Annotated in this window: 16 protein-coding genes; 8 read left to right on the top strand and 8 right to left on the bottom strand. The window is 49.7% G+C overall.

Annotated elements, in window-relative coordinates:
• The first annotated feature begins 36 nt into the window (after nucleotides 1-36).
• The 3 genes from IEX98_RS02615 (at nucleotide 37) to IEX98_RS02605 (ending at nucleotide 2,544) form a co-directional block, all read left to right on the top strand.
• Nucleotides 37-528, top strand: coding sequence for a C40 family peptidase (locus IEX98_RS02615; RefSeq protein ID WP_188887371.1), 492 nt, complete (start codon nucleotides 37-39; stop codon nucleotides 526-528).
• Nucleotides 529-666: 138 nt separating this feature from the next.
• Entirely contained in the window at nucleotides 667-1,140 is a 474-nt protein-coding gene (locus IEX98_RS02610) for a MarR family transcriptional regulator (protein WP_188887370.1), read from the top strand.
• A gap of 159 nt (nucleotides 1,141-1,299) precedes the next feature.
• Nucleotides 1,300-2,544 carry an MFS transporter gene (locus IEX98_RS02605; protein WP_188887369.1) on the top strand — a complete coding sequence of 415 codons (1,245 nt, stop codon included), beginning with the start codon at nucleotides 1,300-1,302 and terminating at the stop codon, nucleotides 2,542-2,544.
• Between the two features lie 73 nt (nucleotides 2,545-2,617).
• On the opposite strand, the gene IEX98_RS02600 is transcribed toward IEX98_RS02605, so the two are convergent.
• Complete coding sequence (locus IEX98_RS02600; RefSeq protein WP_188887368.1) at nucleotides 2,618-3,115, bottom strand: NUDIX hydrolase; 498 nt, start codon at nucleotides 3,113-3,115, stop codon at nucleotides 2,618-2,620.
• Nucleotides 3,116-3,199: 84 nt separating this feature from the next.
• Nucleotides 3,200-4,132: a manganese-dependent inorganic pyrophosphatase gene (locus tag IEX98_RS02595; protein WP_188887943.1), complete on the bottom strand. Its 933-nt coding sequence runs from the start codon at nucleotides 4,130-4,132 to the stop codon at nucleotides 3,200-3,202.
• A 249-nt stretch (nucleotides 4,133-4,381) separates the two neighbouring features.
• On the opposite strand from IEX98_RS02595, the gene IEX98_RS02590 reads away from it, so the two are divergent.
• Entirely contained in the window at nucleotides 4,382-5,158 is a 777-nt protein-coding gene (locus tag IEX98_RS02590) for a Cof-type HAD-IIB family hydrolase (protein WP_188887367.1), read from the top strand.
• Nucleotides 5,159-5,163: 5 nt separating this feature from the next.
• On the opposite strand, the gene IEX98_RS02585 is transcribed toward IEX98_RS02590, so the two are convergent.
• Complete coding sequence (locus IEX98_RS02585; protein WP_188887366.1) at nucleotides 5,164-5,946, bottom strand: SDR family NAD(P)-dependent oxidoreductase; 783 nt, start codon at nucleotides 5,944-5,946, stop codon at nucleotides 5,164-5,166.
• A 76-nt stretch (nucleotides 5,947-6,022) separates the two neighbouring features.
• Here IEX98_RS02585 and IEX98_RS02580 point away from each other — a divergent pair, with 76 nt between their 5' ends.
• Both IEX98_RS02580 and IEX98_RS02575 read left to right on the top strand, forming a co-directional pair.
• A complete protein-coding gene (locus tag IEX98_RS02580; RefSeq protein ID WP_229691941.1) occupies nucleotides 6,023-6,889 on the top strand; it encodes a VOC family protein in 867 nt (288 codons plus the stop codon).
• Nucleotides 6,890-6,916: 27 nt separating this feature from the next.
• Nucleotides 6,917-7,609 carry a metal-dependent hydrolase gene (locus tag IEX98_RS02575; protein ID WP_188887365.1) on the top strand — a complete coding sequence of 231 codons (693 nt, stop codon included), beginning with the start codon at nucleotides 6,917-6,919 and terminating at the stop codon, nucleotides 7,607-7,609.
• An 84-nt stretch (nucleotides 7,610-7,693) separates the two neighbouring features.
• On the opposite strand, the gene IEX98_RS02570 is transcribed toward IEX98_RS02575, so the two are convergent.
• From IEX98_RS02570 to IEX98_RS02555, 4 genes are all read right to left on the bottom strand, one after another.
• Nucleotides 7,694-8,335 (bottom strand): NAD(P)-dependent oxidoreductase, encoded by a 642-nt coding sequence (locus IEX98_RS02570; protein ID WP_188887364.1) that lies wholly within the window; start codon nucleotides 8,333-8,335, stop codon nucleotides 7,694-7,696.
• Between the two features lie 87 nt (nucleotides 8,336-8,422).
• Complete coding sequence (locus tag IEX98_RS02565; protein ID WP_188887363.1) at nucleotides 8,423-10,096, bottom strand: ABC1 kinase family protein; 1,674 nt, start codon at nucleotides 10,094-10,096, stop codon at nucleotides 8,423-8,425.
• Between the two features lie 8 nt (nucleotides 10,097-10,104).
• On the bottom strand, nucleotides 10,105-10,401 hold the full coding sequence (locus IEX98_RS02560; RefSeq protein WP_188887362.1) for a phasin family protein: 297 nt from the start codon (nucleotides 10,399-10,401) through the stop codon (nucleotides 10,105-10,107).
• Between the two features lie 104 nt (nucleotides 10,402-10,505).
• Nucleotides 10,506-11,414 (bottom strand): ATP-dependent DNA ligase, encoded by a 909-nt coding sequence (locus tag IEX98_RS02555; protein WP_188887361.1) that lies wholly within the window; start codon nucleotides 11,412-11,414, stop codon nucleotides 10,506-10,508.
• A 134-nt stretch (nucleotides 11,415-11,548) separates the two neighbouring features.
• Between IEX98_RS02555 and IEX98_RS02550 the strand changes: the two genes are divergently transcribed.
• The gene (locus IEX98_RS02550) at nucleotides 11,549-11,758 is read left to right on the top strand and encodes an alpha/beta-type small acid-soluble spore protein (protein WP_188887360.1); all 210 of its coding nucleotides are present in this window, start codon (nucleotides 11,549-11,551) and stop codon (nucleotides 11,756-11,758) included.
• Nucleotides 11,759-11,949: 191 nt separating this feature from the next.
• Nucleotides 11,950-13,140 carry an enoyl-ACP reductase FabV gene (fabV, locus tag IEX98_RS02545; RefSeq protein ID WP_188887359.1) on the top strand — a complete coding sequence of 397 codons (1,191 nt, stop codon included), beginning with the start codon at nucleotides 11,950-11,952 and terminating at the stop codon, nucleotides 13,138-13,140.
• A gap of 69 nt (nucleotides 13,141-13,209) precedes the next feature.
• Here fabV and IEX98_RS02540 read toward each other — a convergent pair whose 3' ends face one another.
• The gene (locus IEX98_RS02540) at nucleotides 13,210-13,977 is read right to left on the bottom strand and encodes a DUF3891 family protein (protein WP_188887358.1); all 768 of its coding nucleotides are present in this window, start codon (nucleotides 13,975-13,977) and stop codon (nucleotides 13,210-13,212) included.
• Nucleotides 13,978-14,068 lie beyond the last annotated feature (91 nt).

The raw sequence follows: 14,068 nt of genomic DNA, 5'->3' as shown, positions 1-14,068 counted from the left end.
GAATAAATAAGAAGGCGAAAGGACACTTTACAACCTATGAGAACATTTAAACTTCACGGCCTAAAGAAAATATGGAAAATGACACTTTGCACAACGATCGCAGTATCTGCTCTGGCACTTGGCGCTTTGACTGACCGCGCGGAAGCAGCTACGCCTGAAACTCTTGCTTTGATTGACACGGGTAAAAACTTTATCGGTACCCCTTACAAATACGGTGCGCCTGTTGGCATTACATATGCTTTCGATTGCTCGTCGTTCACGCAATACATGTTTGCAGGTCTTGATGTTAGCCTGCCCCGCACTGCCAGCAGCCAAGCCGCTGTCGGCAACAAAGTTGCTAAGACGGATCTGAGCGTCGGAGATCTTGTCTTCTTTAAAACAAATGGCAAATCGATCAGCCACGTTGCGATCTATGCCGGTTCAAGCAAAATTTTGCACAGCTCCAGCAGCCAAGGCGTAACGATCTCCAACATGGACAGCGCTTATTGGAAAAAGTACTATGTAACCGCACGCCGGGTATTGAGCTAGATTCTAGCTTATAGAAATGCAGCAAAAGGGTTTTGAAACGATTGATTTCGTTTCAAAGCCCTTTTTGCTTGCAGGTTGGTGTATCCATAATAATTTAATATAATAAGGTCAATGCACTAACGGGCGGGAGGACAGGCCATGAATAAAGAAGATCAGGTCTTAGCGGGTTTCAGGGACTTATATAATAAAATCGTATGGCTTAATAAAGATAAAATGGAAGACAGTCTTAAGGGCTATAAGTCGTCTGAAGTGCATTGCATTGAATACATTGAAAAAAATGCAGATTCCAATGTGACAAAGCTTGCAGAGTCCTTTTATATGACTCGCGGTGCCATAAGCAAATTAACGAAGAAGCTTTTACAGAAAGGCCTTATCGAAAGCTATCAGAAGCCGGATAATAAGAAAGAAATCTACTTTAGACTTACCGAGCAAGGGAAGGTCATTTTCAAAATCCATGAAGATTTGCACAAAGAGTTTCAGGAACGGGATAAAGCCGTGTTCGAAGAAATAACCGAACAGCAGTTTGACAGTATGCTTAGCTTCTTGGAAAAGTACAGCCGGCATCTGGATGCAGAAATAAAAAAAACAGGTGTACATGTGAAACCGGAATAACTGGGAATAAATAGGAATAAACAAAATCAAACGACAGGCAGCCGGGCTCTATGAAGAGCAGGCTGTCTTTTTTATCGTCATTATTTTGTTGACAAGGAAACAAAGTCGCGATACGATATTTATGTTTCCAAGGAATCAATATATGAGGAGAGCGTTTATATGTCCCGATCACATCATGAACAGAACACCAAACAATCCATAGATACACACGCTTTGCTATTCGGTCTTATCTCTGTGTTTCTATGCGGTATTGGCTTCAGTATCATAGCACCTGTCATCCCATTCTTAGTACAGCCTTATACAAGCAGTCCGGGAGAGCAAGCAACAGCTGTTACGCTGCTTACCTCTGCTTATGCATGTTGCGTTTTTTTTGCAGCACCCGCACTCGGAGCTTTAAGCGACAAGTACGGCCGTCGTCCGCTGCTCCTAGTATGCCTGTTGGGTTCTGCAATCGGGTACATCGTTTTTGGTATCGGAGGCGCTCTGTGGGTCCTGTTTGCCGGTCGTATCATTGAGGGTGTAACCGGCGGGAGCATAGGTACAATCTTCGCCTATTTTGCAGACATCATTCCTCCAGATCAGAGAACCAAATACTTTGGATGGTTAAGTGCGGTTGTAGGCGCAGGCACCGTCATTGGCCCCACTCTAGGCGGATTACTTGCCAAGTTTGGTTATTCTGTACCCATGTATTTCGGGGCTATAGTCACTTTGTTGAATGTTGTTTACGGGTACTTCTTTATGCCGGAGAGTCTTGAGAAGCAGAATAGACTGAAAGCAATTACCTTTGTAAGACTGAACCCATTTACACAGCTTGCCAGCCTGCTTTCCATGAAAAGCTTAAAAAGGCTGCTTATCTCAGCGTTCTTGCTTTGGGTACCCAACGGCTCTTTACAGGCTGTTTTTTCACAATTTACAATGGATACTTTCAGTTGGAAGCCTGCCTTAATCGGACTTATGTTTTCCATTATGGGTATCCAAGATATCCTGTCACAAGGCTTCATCATGCCAAAGCTTTTGAAAAAGCTTCATGATAAACAGATCGCCATTCTCGGTATGGTTTCAGAGATTATAGGCTATAGTCTCATCGCGCTATCTGCTTTATTTTCGTTCTATCCGCTTTTTATCGCGGGCATGTTTATATTCGGTTTTGGCGATTCGATCTTTGGGCCTTCATTTAATGGGATGCTCTCCAAGTCTGTCGACTCCAGTGAACAAGGAAGGATTCAAGGAGGCAGCCAATCGATTCAGGCTTTAGCAAGAATGATTGGACCTATTATCGGAGGTCAAATCTATGTATTAATTGGTCATGCCGCACCCGCTTTTATGGGCATGATCCTTATAACAGCGGCAATAGCAGTTCTGTATAAGCGTAAGCAGGCCACTACGTATTCCCCTTCATCTTAACAATCTATAATAAAAGGGTTTCAGAACATGTCCCCAAGTTCTGAAACCCTTTTTGTCTACTGCCTTTTTTCATTTATTTCTGAAGCTTAGCAAGAGCCTTGTCCATAATAGCCTCATAAACGGGATGCCAGTTCGGATAATAGTGTGGAACAGCCTTCGGTTCGACAAACATTCGGCTTGCAGACTCAAACTCCCCGCCGAACGGCAGCACTTTAGTGATGCGCATGACATAAAAAACCTGATAACCGACTTTCGGATAGGGACTTTCCTCGTTCCAGGCCGGGTTAGCGCTGTGATCTACCGTTACAGCGCCAAGCAGCTGCAGCTCACCTTCGACATACCCTTCTTCTAATGCTTCCCGTCTAAAACAAGCCTCCGGCGTCTCTCCATGCTCCAGATGCCCGCCGGGGAAATCCCAGCCGCGATGCTTCAGATCGACCAGCATAAACCGGTCCTCGTCAAAACAAAAGCCGTGTACGCTCGTTACAAGCTCCTGCGGCGGCAGCGTCTCCCCCTCTTTCCAAGACAAATCGACGATGGATTCTCCCCATTGCACGGTATAGTGAATCAATAGATAACCCCCTATATGCCAAAGAAGGCCCTCCTCTTATGCATTCGGAAGGCCTTCTCATGAATACGCTTATGGATTTATAAATTACAGGCTGCTCAGCGTCTCGGTCAATACCGGAACGATTTGCGATTTACGGGATACGACGCCTTTCAATACCGCTTTGTTGTCGACAAGCGTCACATTGTACGCTTTCTCAACAGCAGCCGCTTTGCTGCCAAGGGACAAGGCAACGGAATCGCTGTTCAAAATATCCGTCACAACAAATACGAACAGGTCGAGGCCTTTAGCCGCGATAATGCCGTTCAGCGCTTGCTCAATCTCAGCTTGGCGAACGAGTACGTCATTCGTGTCAACCGCGTTAACTTGAGCAATTTCCACCTTGTAGCTGCCCATCGAAAATTCTTTTGCATCCAGCGAGATCAATTGCTCGATCGTTTTGTCACGAAGATCCGCGCCCGCTTTCAGCATTTCAAGACCGTATACTTCAGCGTCAACGCCAGCGATTGCTGCAAGCTCTTTCGCTGCCGCAACGTCCTGCTCTGTGCAAGTCGGCGATTTGAACAGCAAGGAATCGGAAATGATAGCGGAGAGCATCAGTCCTGCGATTTCTTTCGTAATCGCTACGCCGTTTTCTTTGTACAATTTATTAAGGATCGTAGCTGTACAGCCAACAGGCTCCGCACGGAAGTAGAGCGGCTGAGCCGTCTCAAAATTCGCGATGCGGTGATGGTCGATGACTTCCGCTACGCGAACTTTATCGATATCGGATACGCTTTGCTGACGCTCATTGTGGTCGACGAGGATAACATTGTTCACTTCGTTCGACACGGTTTCAACCAGACGAGGCGCTTCCGTTTTAAAGTAATCAAGCGCATATTGCGTTTCACCGTTTACATCGCCAAGGCGAACCGGCTCCACATCAAAGCCCAGCTTCGTTTTCAAATCCGCATAGGCAATCGCAGAACAGATCGTATCTGTATCCGGATTTTTATGTCCGAAAATCAATGTTTTTTCCATCATGCATTCTCCTTAACCTTCGTATATTCGGGGAGGCCTGTTGGAACGGAGCTCCTCCGTATCGAAATCCCATTTACGATTATAGCTTATTGATAGGTTTATTCCTATTCCTTTACAGAGATTTGTTGTAAATTGTTGTTGAAAAAAAGGCCTTTTCCTTGCCTAATCCGCAGAGCGGATGGTATAGTACGACAAAACGGGCATGTACGGCAACCACCATCTTTAGACATGCAGAACAGGAGCAATTTCATGACCTATAAAATAGCGTTTTTCGATATTGACGGCACTCTCGTTAATGAAGTGAAAGAAATTCCGCAGGACACGGTTGATGCCATCCGTGAGCTGCAGGCAACCGGCGTTGAGGCCGTTATCGCAACCGGCAGAGCCCCCTACTTCTTCGCACCGATCGCAGAGAAACTGGGCATCGATTCATTCGTCAGCTTAAACGGCGCTTATGTCGTCTACAAAGGCAAACCGATTTTCCATAACCCCATTCCGCGCGAAAATCTGGAGGCGCTCGTCGGCCATGCCGACAAGAATGGACATTCCCTCGTCTTCGAAGGAAGCAGCGCATTCTATTCGAACACCGAGGACCATCCTCATATGCTGGATTCCGTTCGCTCGCTGCGGGTCGATCTTCCCGGTTATGATCCAGATTTCTGGAAAAAGGAAGACGTCTACCAAGCCTTCCTTCATTGTGCCGCGGAAGAGGAGCATTTATATGAAGGAGCCGTTCCGAATCTGCGTTTGATCCGCTGGCATAAATCTGCCATGGACGTATTGACCAGCGACGGCTCCAAGGCGCTTGGCATCGAAGCACTGCTCAAGCTGGTCGGCATCGCTCCTGAAGAAGCGGTCGCTTTCGGCGATGGGTTGAACGACAAGGAGATGCTTCAAGCTGTTGGCCTTGGCATTGCGATGGGCAATTCCCATGAAGAGCTCAAGCCTTATGCGGACTACATTACTTCGCATGTAGATGAAGGCGGTATTCGCAAAGGCTTGCAGTATGCCGGTCTTATCAAGTAGAACAATTACAATACGGCCGCTTTCCCTCCGTCAATGTTGACGGAAGTACCGGTCACATACGAGGCCGCGTCCGAGACCAGAAAGGCGATCACATTCGCCGCTTCCTCGGCGCGGCCTATTCTGTTGAGCGGAATGCCATGCTCCGGCAGCTCCGCGAATTGCTCCCAAGTCAGATCCGGCCGGGACGCTTGCCAGCCGCGTTCGATTTGTGCACTGCGGATCAGGCCGATACATACGGCATTGACACGAATGCCGTCGGCCGCCAAATCTTTACTCATTGCCTTTGTTAAAGCAAGGCCTGCTGCCCGGCTGACCGATGTCGGCAACGAAGAGGCGGATGGCGTCTTGCCTCCTACAGCCGTTACATTAACGATCGAACCGCCGCCGGCCGTGCGTAAATGAGGCAGTGCCGCACGGACGCAATGGACGGCGCCAAACAGCTTTAAATCCAGGTCAGACGTCCAATCCTCCGTTTCAACCTGTTCGAACGGCTTTGCCGCCGCTGTGCCTGCATTGTTTACTAGAATGTGCAGTCCGCCGAAACGTTCCACGGTCAGGGCAATAGCTCGTTCGCATTGTTCCTTCTCCGATACGTCAGCTGCCACATAGAACGGCTCCGTGCCCGATTGCTCAGCAATTTGCCGGGCAGCCTCCTTCAATTGCGATTCGTCCCGTGCAACAATTGTTACGTTAGCGCCTTCCTTAACAAGCAATAGTGCTGTTGCCAGTCCGATTCCTTTGCTGCCTCCTGTAATGATCGCCGTCTTTCCTTTCAGCCCCAAATCCATCTATGTATCGCCTCCTTGTTTTTATAGTAGAATAGTAACATAAAACAGGTTTAACAATTAAGGAGGGATTTGCAAGGTGGATTATCACATTCCTGGAGATACCGTTCTAGGAGCGGTCAAGCTGAAAATTAGCGATCTCCAGCGTTCTATTGCTTTTTACGAGGAAACCGTCGGTTTACAGGTAAAAGAACGAACAGCAACGACAGCCAGCCTGTCCATCGAAGGCGGAGAACCTCTCGTACTGCTGGAGCAAATCCCGAATGCAGTCATTACACCACCCCGCCGCAGAACGACGGGACTGTATCACTTTGCTATACTGCTTCCGAACCGTCCGTCACTTGGACAAGCACTCAAACGTCTTATTGCCTCTGGAATCGCAATCGGGCAGGCAGATCATCTCGTTAGCGAAGCGCTTTATATTTCCGATCCCGACAACAACGGCATTGAGATTTATGCCGATCGGCCCCGCAGTCAGTGGAAGAAGGATGCCAATGGCGACTATGTGATGGCCTCCGATCCGATCGATTGGGAAGGACTTCTTGCTGCAGCAGGAGATTTGCCGGATCAAGGAATGCCTTCCGGCACGATAATCGGCCATGTCCATCTGCATACGATCGGGCTGCCGGAATCCCGAGCCTTCTACCATCACCTGCTTGGCTTCGAGATTGTCGGCGATTATCAAGCGATGCGTGCTCTATTCGTAGCCGCAGGAGGCTATCACCATCATCTTGGCTTAAATATATGGGCCGGGATCGGTGCGCCCCCTTCCGCCGCAGATATGACGGGGCTCGATTATTTCACGATTATTTATCCAAATGGCGAGACGCTGGCTGCAGCAGTTAAACGATTGCAGGAGAACGGCGCTCCCGTACAGGAGACTGACGACGGTTATTTGACTACCGATCCCTCCGGCATTCGAATCCGGCTTACTTCAAACTTATAGTACGATACGAAAAGGAGATGTATGGAAATGAAAATTACTTATCATGGTCATTCTTGTGTTCAACTGACGACAGAGGCGGGCAAATCACTCGTCATTGATCCGTTTCTCCGAGGCAACGAGCTGGCGGTTGCCAAACCCGAAGATATTCAGGTCGATGCGATCTTACTGACGCATGCCCACATGGATCATATTCTCGATGCAGAGCCGATCTCTAAAGCAAACAATGCGCCAATCGTTGCCAATGTCGAGCTTGCTACCTATTTGTCCTGGAAAGAGCTGCAAACGATCGGCATGAACCTTGGCGGTACAGTCGACCTTGGCTTCGCCAAAGCGAAGATGGTACAAGCTTTCCACAGCTCGGGCATTACGCTGGCGGACGAGCAGCGGATTATTTATGGCGGCATGCCGGGCGGTTATGTCGTTCATATCGACGGAAAAACCATTCTCCACGCCGGAGACACCGCATTGTTCGGCGATATGAAGCTGATCGGTGACCGGCATGACATCGATGTCGCTTTCATTCCAATCGGCGACCATTTCACTATGGGTCCTGATGATGCGCTGCAAGCAGCAGAATGGTACGGCGCCAAGCTGGTCATTCCGGTTCACTACAATTCCTTCCCGGTTATCCGTCAGGATGCGCAGCATTATGTGAGCCAGTTAGAGACCAAAGGCTTGGCTGGGAAAGTGCTGCAGCCGGGCGAATCGCTTGATATTTAAATTTACCCTTCTATCCCAACATCAAAACAGGCTGCAGAATGGGGCATTCGCCCGTTCCTGCAGCCTGTTTCTTCATTCCCGCGGTTATTCTCTTTCCGACACGACGGTGAACCGTTCGTTAATATGCTGCGGATTTTCGATTTCATCTACGATCGCGATCGCATAATCTTCATAGCTTACATAGCTGTCGCCTTGTGCATTGACGAGCAGAAACTCCGTCCCTTTCTTGTAGCTGCCTGTCCGTTTGCCTAACGCAAACTCGGCGGACGGGCTGACAAACGTCCATTTCACATTACGGTTGCTGCGAAGAATGTCCAAGTTTTTTGCTTGGTTGGAGGCCGTTGGGAAAAACATAGCCGGGAATCCTGGCGTGTCTACAACCCGGGTTGTTTTCTCGGGATCGACATACAAGCTTCCCGCACCGCCAACGACGATCAGTCTCGGATGACCGCTGCCCTTCTCAATTGCTTCAATCAGCACATTTCCTGCATCTACATGAAGATGCTCTTCCCCAAACGGAGCAGCAAATGCATTGACTATTGCATCGAATGGATTCAGATCGTCAGCCGTCAAAGCAAATACATCTTTCTGCAGCACCGTTGCCCCGGCTGCATCAATCTTCGATGCGTCCCTCACGATCGCTGTAACCTCATGTCCTCTATCCAACGCTTCTTTGACTATATTGCGGCCTGCTTTGCCGCCTGCTCCGATAACTGCTATTTTCATAATGGAAGCCTCCTGTGCGAATATAATGTACTACTTGTAACAATAATAGTTACAAGTTAGTCTGATGTCAACCCCATCCTTACATGTTCAAAATCGCCCTGAACGATAAATGGAGTAAATAATCCACACAAATAGCAAGGAAGCTACGCCGAAGCCAATCTCGATTGCCGGAATGTTCCACAATACATTATCCTGATGGCGGAGCGACGATCCGATAATCAACCCAACCATAATAATACTGAACGACAACAATACGATGCTTAAAGATAACCGGTTGCTGATCTGATCCATTTTCCGTAAAAACTCGCCAAGCTCTGGTACCGTAATTTCCAGACCGAACTTGCCTCTGCGCAGCGCAGTGAGCAGTTTGCGGACACCAGCCGGTACGTCGGCGGCAATCGCCGCATATTCCGGAATCTCCTCCAGCCACTGGCCAGCCAACACCCGGATATTGAACTGCTCCAGAAACAACTGGCGGCCGATCGGCTCCGCAACGTCGAAGACGCTGAAATCCGGGTCCAGCATCGTCACGACGCCTTCCATCGTCAGAAACGTTTTGCCAAGCAAGGTTAGCTCGGCAGGAAGGCGGATCTGATGGCGGCGCGCCAGCAAAAACAGATCATTCACGGACTCGCCAAGACTTAATTGACTGAGGGGAACCTTATAATATTTATCGCGCAGCTCGTCGACATCGGTCCGGAGCAATTCCATATCGGCTTGATCAGGTATAAACCCCATTGCGGATATCGCGCGGATGACACCGTTTGTGCTCTGGTTGCGGAGTGCGATAACGAGGGCGCCAAACTGCCGTTTCCGCTGTGAGCCCAGTCTTCCTACCATTCCGAAATCAAGAAAAGCAAGGTCTCCGCTAGCCATTACCAGTACGTTGCCGGGATGCGGATCGCCGTGAAAAAGTCCGTCCGACAACACTTGATGAAGAATGGCCTCGGCATACCTTTCCGCAATACTCCGTGCATGATGACCTGCTTCTTGCAAGCTTTCTTTGTCTGAAAGCTTAATCCCCTCCAGAAACTCCATCGTCAGCACTTTTTTGGACGAAAGCTGGCCATAGACAGCCGGAATACGCAGGCCGTTATATTTACTGGCATACGACGCGAAACGCTCCGCATTGCGAGCCTCTTTCTCATAATCCAGCTCCGTGCGGATCGCTTTAGCCAGCTCCTCCACCATATCGCGAATTTGATATTGACGCGCCCACTCAAGGCGATGCTCAGCCATTTTGGCCAGCTCGATGAGAATATCAAGATCCGTTTCAATTTGCTTCGTAATATTAGGCCGCTGTACTTTAACGGCCACAGCCGTTCCGTCAATCAACACCGCCTGATAAACTTGTCCGATTGAAGCAGAAGCAAGCGGCGTCTTATGAAAAGAAGCATACAGAACACCAAGCGGAGCGCCAAGCTCCTGCTCAATAATGCTTACTGCTTCCTCATAGGCAAAAGGCGGCACTTGATCCTGCAGCCGCTCCAGCTCGCCGATTAGACTGGCCGGGATGAGGTCGGCCCTTGTGCTGGCAAGCTGACCTAGCTTGACGAAGGTTGGTCCAAGCTCCTCCAGAAACGAACGGAGCCGCTCACCGACCGATCGTCTGCGCATTTCATGCGTATCCTGATCCCCGCGTGCAACAATCCTATCAGGCAGTCCCAAATCCTTGGCGATGTAACCGAAGCCGTTGCGAAGCAGGGCAAGTCCGATTTCCCGATATCGCTTCAAACGGCGAAGCTTGCTCCCTATGCTCATGGCGCTGCTCAGCTATCCGTGGATTCGCGGCGCTCCAGCGCTTCCAGACGCCGTTCCAAATGCTCCAGCTTTTCCTTATCGGATTGGTTATGAACGACCGATTGGATTTTGTCCCGGACCGTCGATTCCAGCTGTTTTCTCGTTTCATTGCCCTTCTCCACCAGCTTCTCGACATAGGCCGAGGAATCAGCCTTGCTCGCCTCCCCTTTTTTCACAAACTCGTCTACAAGCTTCTCCACTTGTTCTTTGCCGGTAGCAGCCAATCCGAGTCCTAGGGACACGGCTTTATCCAAACGATCCTTCATCGATGCCAGCTCCTCATTGTTGTTTTATTACCAGTTTGCGCAATTTAGCTAAAATCAGTCTTTTTAATTTTCACCTCTGGACGTATAGGCTGCAAAAAAGCGCATCAAACGGATGCCCCGTTCAATGCGCTTATGCTTCTCTTCTTCCTGCTGCCAGTATGGCTGGCGGTCAAATTCAACTCTATGACCTCCCCGCCTACGAGCCGTCCGTCCCTTCTCCGGCTAATAAACTTCAATGAAGCCGTTGAACCAGGCTTGACGTATACGAAATCGTGATCCTCGCCCAGTTGTACATCCGAAGTTTCCAGCTTCCTTCTCAGCGGTTCATCCCAGCCCGCTTCCACGACTGCGCGCTGCCCGGTCGCGAAGCCGACCAGCAAGCCAGGCCGATGCTTGCGCCAGCCCAGAACTGCAGCTTGCTCCGTTTTATAATTCAGCACCTTGTGCCAATCTTCACTTTTTCCCGGGGAATAAAGGCTGTCCGCCCGCTTGCAAGCGATGCCCTCCAGCTTCAATTGACGCGCAACCTCATACATCCTGCGCCCTTCGCCTTCAATATATGGCAGGCAGCCATAGCGGCTGTTTGGCAGCAGCACTTCCTCCAACAGACGTTTTCTTTCCCGCAGCGGTCTGCTCCGCATATCCGTTCCTTCGTAATAAAGGATGTCGAAGACGAAAAAACGAAGGGGCGTCTCTTTGACGGCATCCCGGATTCGAGGCTGCTTCTTCAACTGATACCGGTCGATTAGCCGGTCAAATTGAAACTCGCTGCTGGCAGGATCTAGGTAGGCAACTTCTCCGTCCAGTACAACATCGGCAGGCAGCTTTAAAGGTACGTTAAGCAGCTCGGGATACTGCTTCGTCACTTCATTCCCGTGCCGGGTAAACAAGCGGGCTCTGCTGCCTATGAACGAAAGCTGAAGCCGCTGGCCGTCAATCAGCGGTTCAAACAGATAATCCGGATCGTCAAACGCATCATCCCGCTGCGTCATTAACATCGGCTCCATAAACATGATCCGCTCACCTCTTCTCTTATACCGATTTTAGCACGGCTATACCTGACCGGACGTCGGTAAATTTAGGTGAAATTGACGAATAATCCTTTTTTCACAATCGCATAATAAGGGCAAGAAGGGGGTTGAACACAATGGCAAGAAGTCACAATCAATTGCAAGTGCCGCAAGCGCGTGCAGCGCTGGAGCAGCTTAAATTCGAAGTTGCCCAAGAGCTGGGCATTCAGCTTCCGGCAGACGGATACTACGGCAATATGACGACTCGCGACATGGGCTCCATCGGCGGCACTATTACGAAACGGCTCGTTATGATGGCCGAACAGCAGCTCGCTGGTCGATTCTAGACACCTATTTCTAGCCAGCAGGGCTGTCCCGAAGCGGAGCAATCCGTTCGTCAGGAGCAGCCCTATTTTATTTTATAGGAAGTTGGTTGCGCTTTACTTCCATTTAGCGTTAAAAATCGGTAAAATGGGATAGAAGTTGTCCTCATCATGCAGCTACATACGAAACTTTAAATCAGAGAGGAATATCCCATATGATCATTCAACCGAAAACTCGCGGATTTATTTGCACGACGGCTCATCCCGAAGGCTGCGCGAAGCAAGTACAGCGTCAAATCGACTATGTGCAGGCGCAACCAGCAATCGAAGGCATTCAAAACGTACTCGTTATCGGCGCATCGACCGGCTACGGCTTGGCTTCCCGTATCGTCTCCTCGTTCGCAGCTGGCGCTAACACAATTGGCGTATACTTCGACAAGGCAGCTGAAGGTGCCCGGACTGCATCTGCAGGCTGGTATAACTCGGCGGCGTTCGAACAAGCAGCGGAGCAAGCCGGCGTTAAATCGTACAGCATTGTAGGCGATGCGTTCTCCGACGAAATTAAAGCGAAAACAATCGATTTGATCCGCACTGAGCTGGGCAAAATCGACTTGGTCGTATACAGCGTAGCTTCTCCGCGCCGTACACATCCAAAAACAGGGGAATCTTTCGCTTCCGTCATTAAGCCGATTGGCGAAACCTACTCCAACAAAACCGTCAACTTCCATAGCGGCGAAGTTTCAACGGCAGTAATTGAACCAGCAACAGAAGATGAAATCCGTCAGACGATTGCTGTAATGGGCGGCGAAGACTGGCAAATGTGGATTGACGAGCTGCAGAAAGCAGGCGCGTTGTCTGACAATGCTACAACCGTTGCTTACTCCTACATCGGACCGGAAATTACGCATGCCGTATACCGTGAAGGCACGATCGGCAAAGCGAAAAACGACCTGGAAGAAACGGCTCAACGCTTGAATACGCAGCTTGCGGCTAGCGGCGGCCGTGCATACGTTTCCGTGAACAAAGCTCTCGTTACTCAATCGAGCTCCGCTATTCCAGTCGTACCGCTTTATATTTCCGCTTTGTACAAAGTGATGAAGGAAAAAGGCATTCACGAGGGCTGCATCGAGCAGATGTACCGTCTGTTCTCGGATCGTCTCTATGGCAAAGGCGAGACTGCCGTTGACGAGCGCGGACTGATCCGTGTCGATGATTGGGAAATGCGTCCAGAGGTTCAAGCGGAAGTCACGCAGCTATGGGCCGACCTGTCTACTGAAAATGTATACGAGTTGTCGGATCTCGAAGGCTACCGCCGCGAGTTCTTCCAGTTGTTTGGCTTCGAGACGGAAGGCGTCGATTACGAAGCGGAAGCCAATCCGGAAGTGAACATTCCAAACCTTCGCTAAGCGCGATTTATGCGATTTCAAAAAAAGCTGGACCGAGGCGGTCAACGCCTTGGTCCAGCTTTTTTTTTGCTATGCGGATACGAATCGAATGGCATGCTCCCGCAGCTCTGCTTTGCGATATGCCGCCTCAAGGCCGATGGCAGCCGCCTCTGCCTTGGACACTTCTTTGTAGATAATGACGGTCTCAACCGTCTGAACAAACGGGAATGGATCAAGTGCAATCTCAGACTTCCCCTGCCAATCGGCGAACAGCTGCTGCTCCTGCTTGTCCCCTTGGGGCTCATAGCGAAAGCCGTTGGCAAACCAGCTAATCTCTGATCGTGGCGTTCCGGGCTCCCGCATGCAGGCGAATAAACTAAGTCCATCGCATAGGATGAGTGCGCTGATATGTTTGCGGAGCTGGTGCTCATCTACTTTGAACAACTGCTTGATCCGGTTCTGCCTGTCATACTCGCGATTCACGAATTGGACAGCATCGTCGTCTTGAAACTTCTCAACCAGCGAAGTATACAGCATACTACACAATAATGCCGCGTAGCCATTCGTCGACTGTACTTCATCCAGCCCTTTATTATAATAAAGAAATCTGACTTTTGGAGGAAAATCAATAAACGAATACGGGCCGCTCGCTTTGTCATTCCAAAGCGGCCAGCTGTCCAGATCCAGCCAGCTGCGGTCATGCTCGTAAGCCGCGAAGATGATGTCGCCAAGCCGCGGGTCCATGTTGCCCGCTTGATCCTGCCAAGCTGCCCATGCCGACATCAGGTCCCCCGATATACGGGCATGCTCATGCTGGGCAATCAGAATGTAAGCGTTCTCTTTCTCGTATACGATCATTGGTTTTCTACCATCCTCTCCGTTAAAATATCCCAATACCTCTATTTTAACCGTTTTGCCGCTAAAAATGAAGAAAGGAATCAGGAGCGCA

Origin of the sequence: Paenibacillus radicis (ex Gao et al. 2016) (assembly GCF_014641555.1) — a bacterium.
Taxonomy (GTDB): domain Bacteria; phylum Bacillota; class Bacilli; order Paenibacillales; family Paenibacillaceae; genus Pristimantibacillus; species Pristimantibacillus radicis.
The sequence above is the reverse complement of the archived record's forward strand: the minus strand, read 5'-3'. Positions and strand labels throughout refer to the sequence as shown.

Coding starts and splice junctions, on each gene's coding strand:
- IEX98_RS02615 (WP_188887371.1), top strand. CDS start 37: ATGAGAACATTTAAACTTCACGGCCTAAAGAAAATATGGAAAATGACA.
- IEX98_RS02610 (WP_188887370.1), top strand. CDS start 667: ATGAATAAAGAAGATCAGGTCTTAGCGGGTTTCAGGGACTTATATAAT.
- IEX98_RS02605 (WP_188887369.1), top strand. CDS start 1,300: ATGTCCCGATCACATCATGAACAGAACACCAAACAATCCATAGATACA.
- IEX98_RS02595 (WP_188887943.1), bottom strand. CDS start 4,132: ATGGAAAAAACATTGATTTTCGGACATAAAAATCCGGATACAGATACG.
- IEX98_RS02590 (WP_188887367.1), top strand. CDS start 4,382: ATGACCTATAAAATAGCGTTTTTCGATATTGACGGCACTCTCGTTAAT.
- IEX98_RS02585 (WP_188887366.1), bottom strand. CDS start 5,946: ATGGATTTGGGGCTGAAAGGAAAGACGGCGATCATTACAGGAGGCAGC.
- IEX98_RS02575 (WP_188887365.1), top strand. CDS start 6,917: ATGAAAATTACTTATCATGGTCATTCTTGTGTTCAACTGACGACAGAG.
- IEX98_RS02570 (WP_188887364.1), bottom strand. CDS start 8,335: ATGAAAATAGCAGTTATCGGAGCAGGCGGCAAAGCAGGCCGCAATATA.
- IEX98_RS02565 (WP_188887363.1), bottom strand. CDS start 10,096: ATGAGCATAGGGAGCAAGCTTCGCCGTTTGAAGCGATATCGGGAAATC.
- IEX98_RS02560 (WP_188887362.1), bottom strand. CDS start 10,401: ATGAAGGATCGTTTGGATAAAGCCGTGTCCCTAGGACTCGGATTGGCT.
- IEX98_RS02555 (WP_188887361.1), bottom strand. CDS start 11,414: ATGTTTATGGAGCCGATGTTAATGACGCAGCGGGATGATGCGTTTGAC.
- IEX98_RS02550 (WP_188887360.1), top strand. CDS start 11,549: ATGGCAAGAAGTCACAATCAATTGCAAGTGCCGCAAGCGCGTGCAGCG.
- fabV (WP_188887359.1), top strand. CDS start 11,950: ATGATCATTCAACCGAAAACTCGCGGATTTATTTGCACGACGGCTCAT.
- IEX98_RS02540 (WP_188887358.1), bottom strand. CDS start 13,977: ATGATCGTATACGAGAAAGAGAACGCTTACATTCTGATTGCCCAGCAT.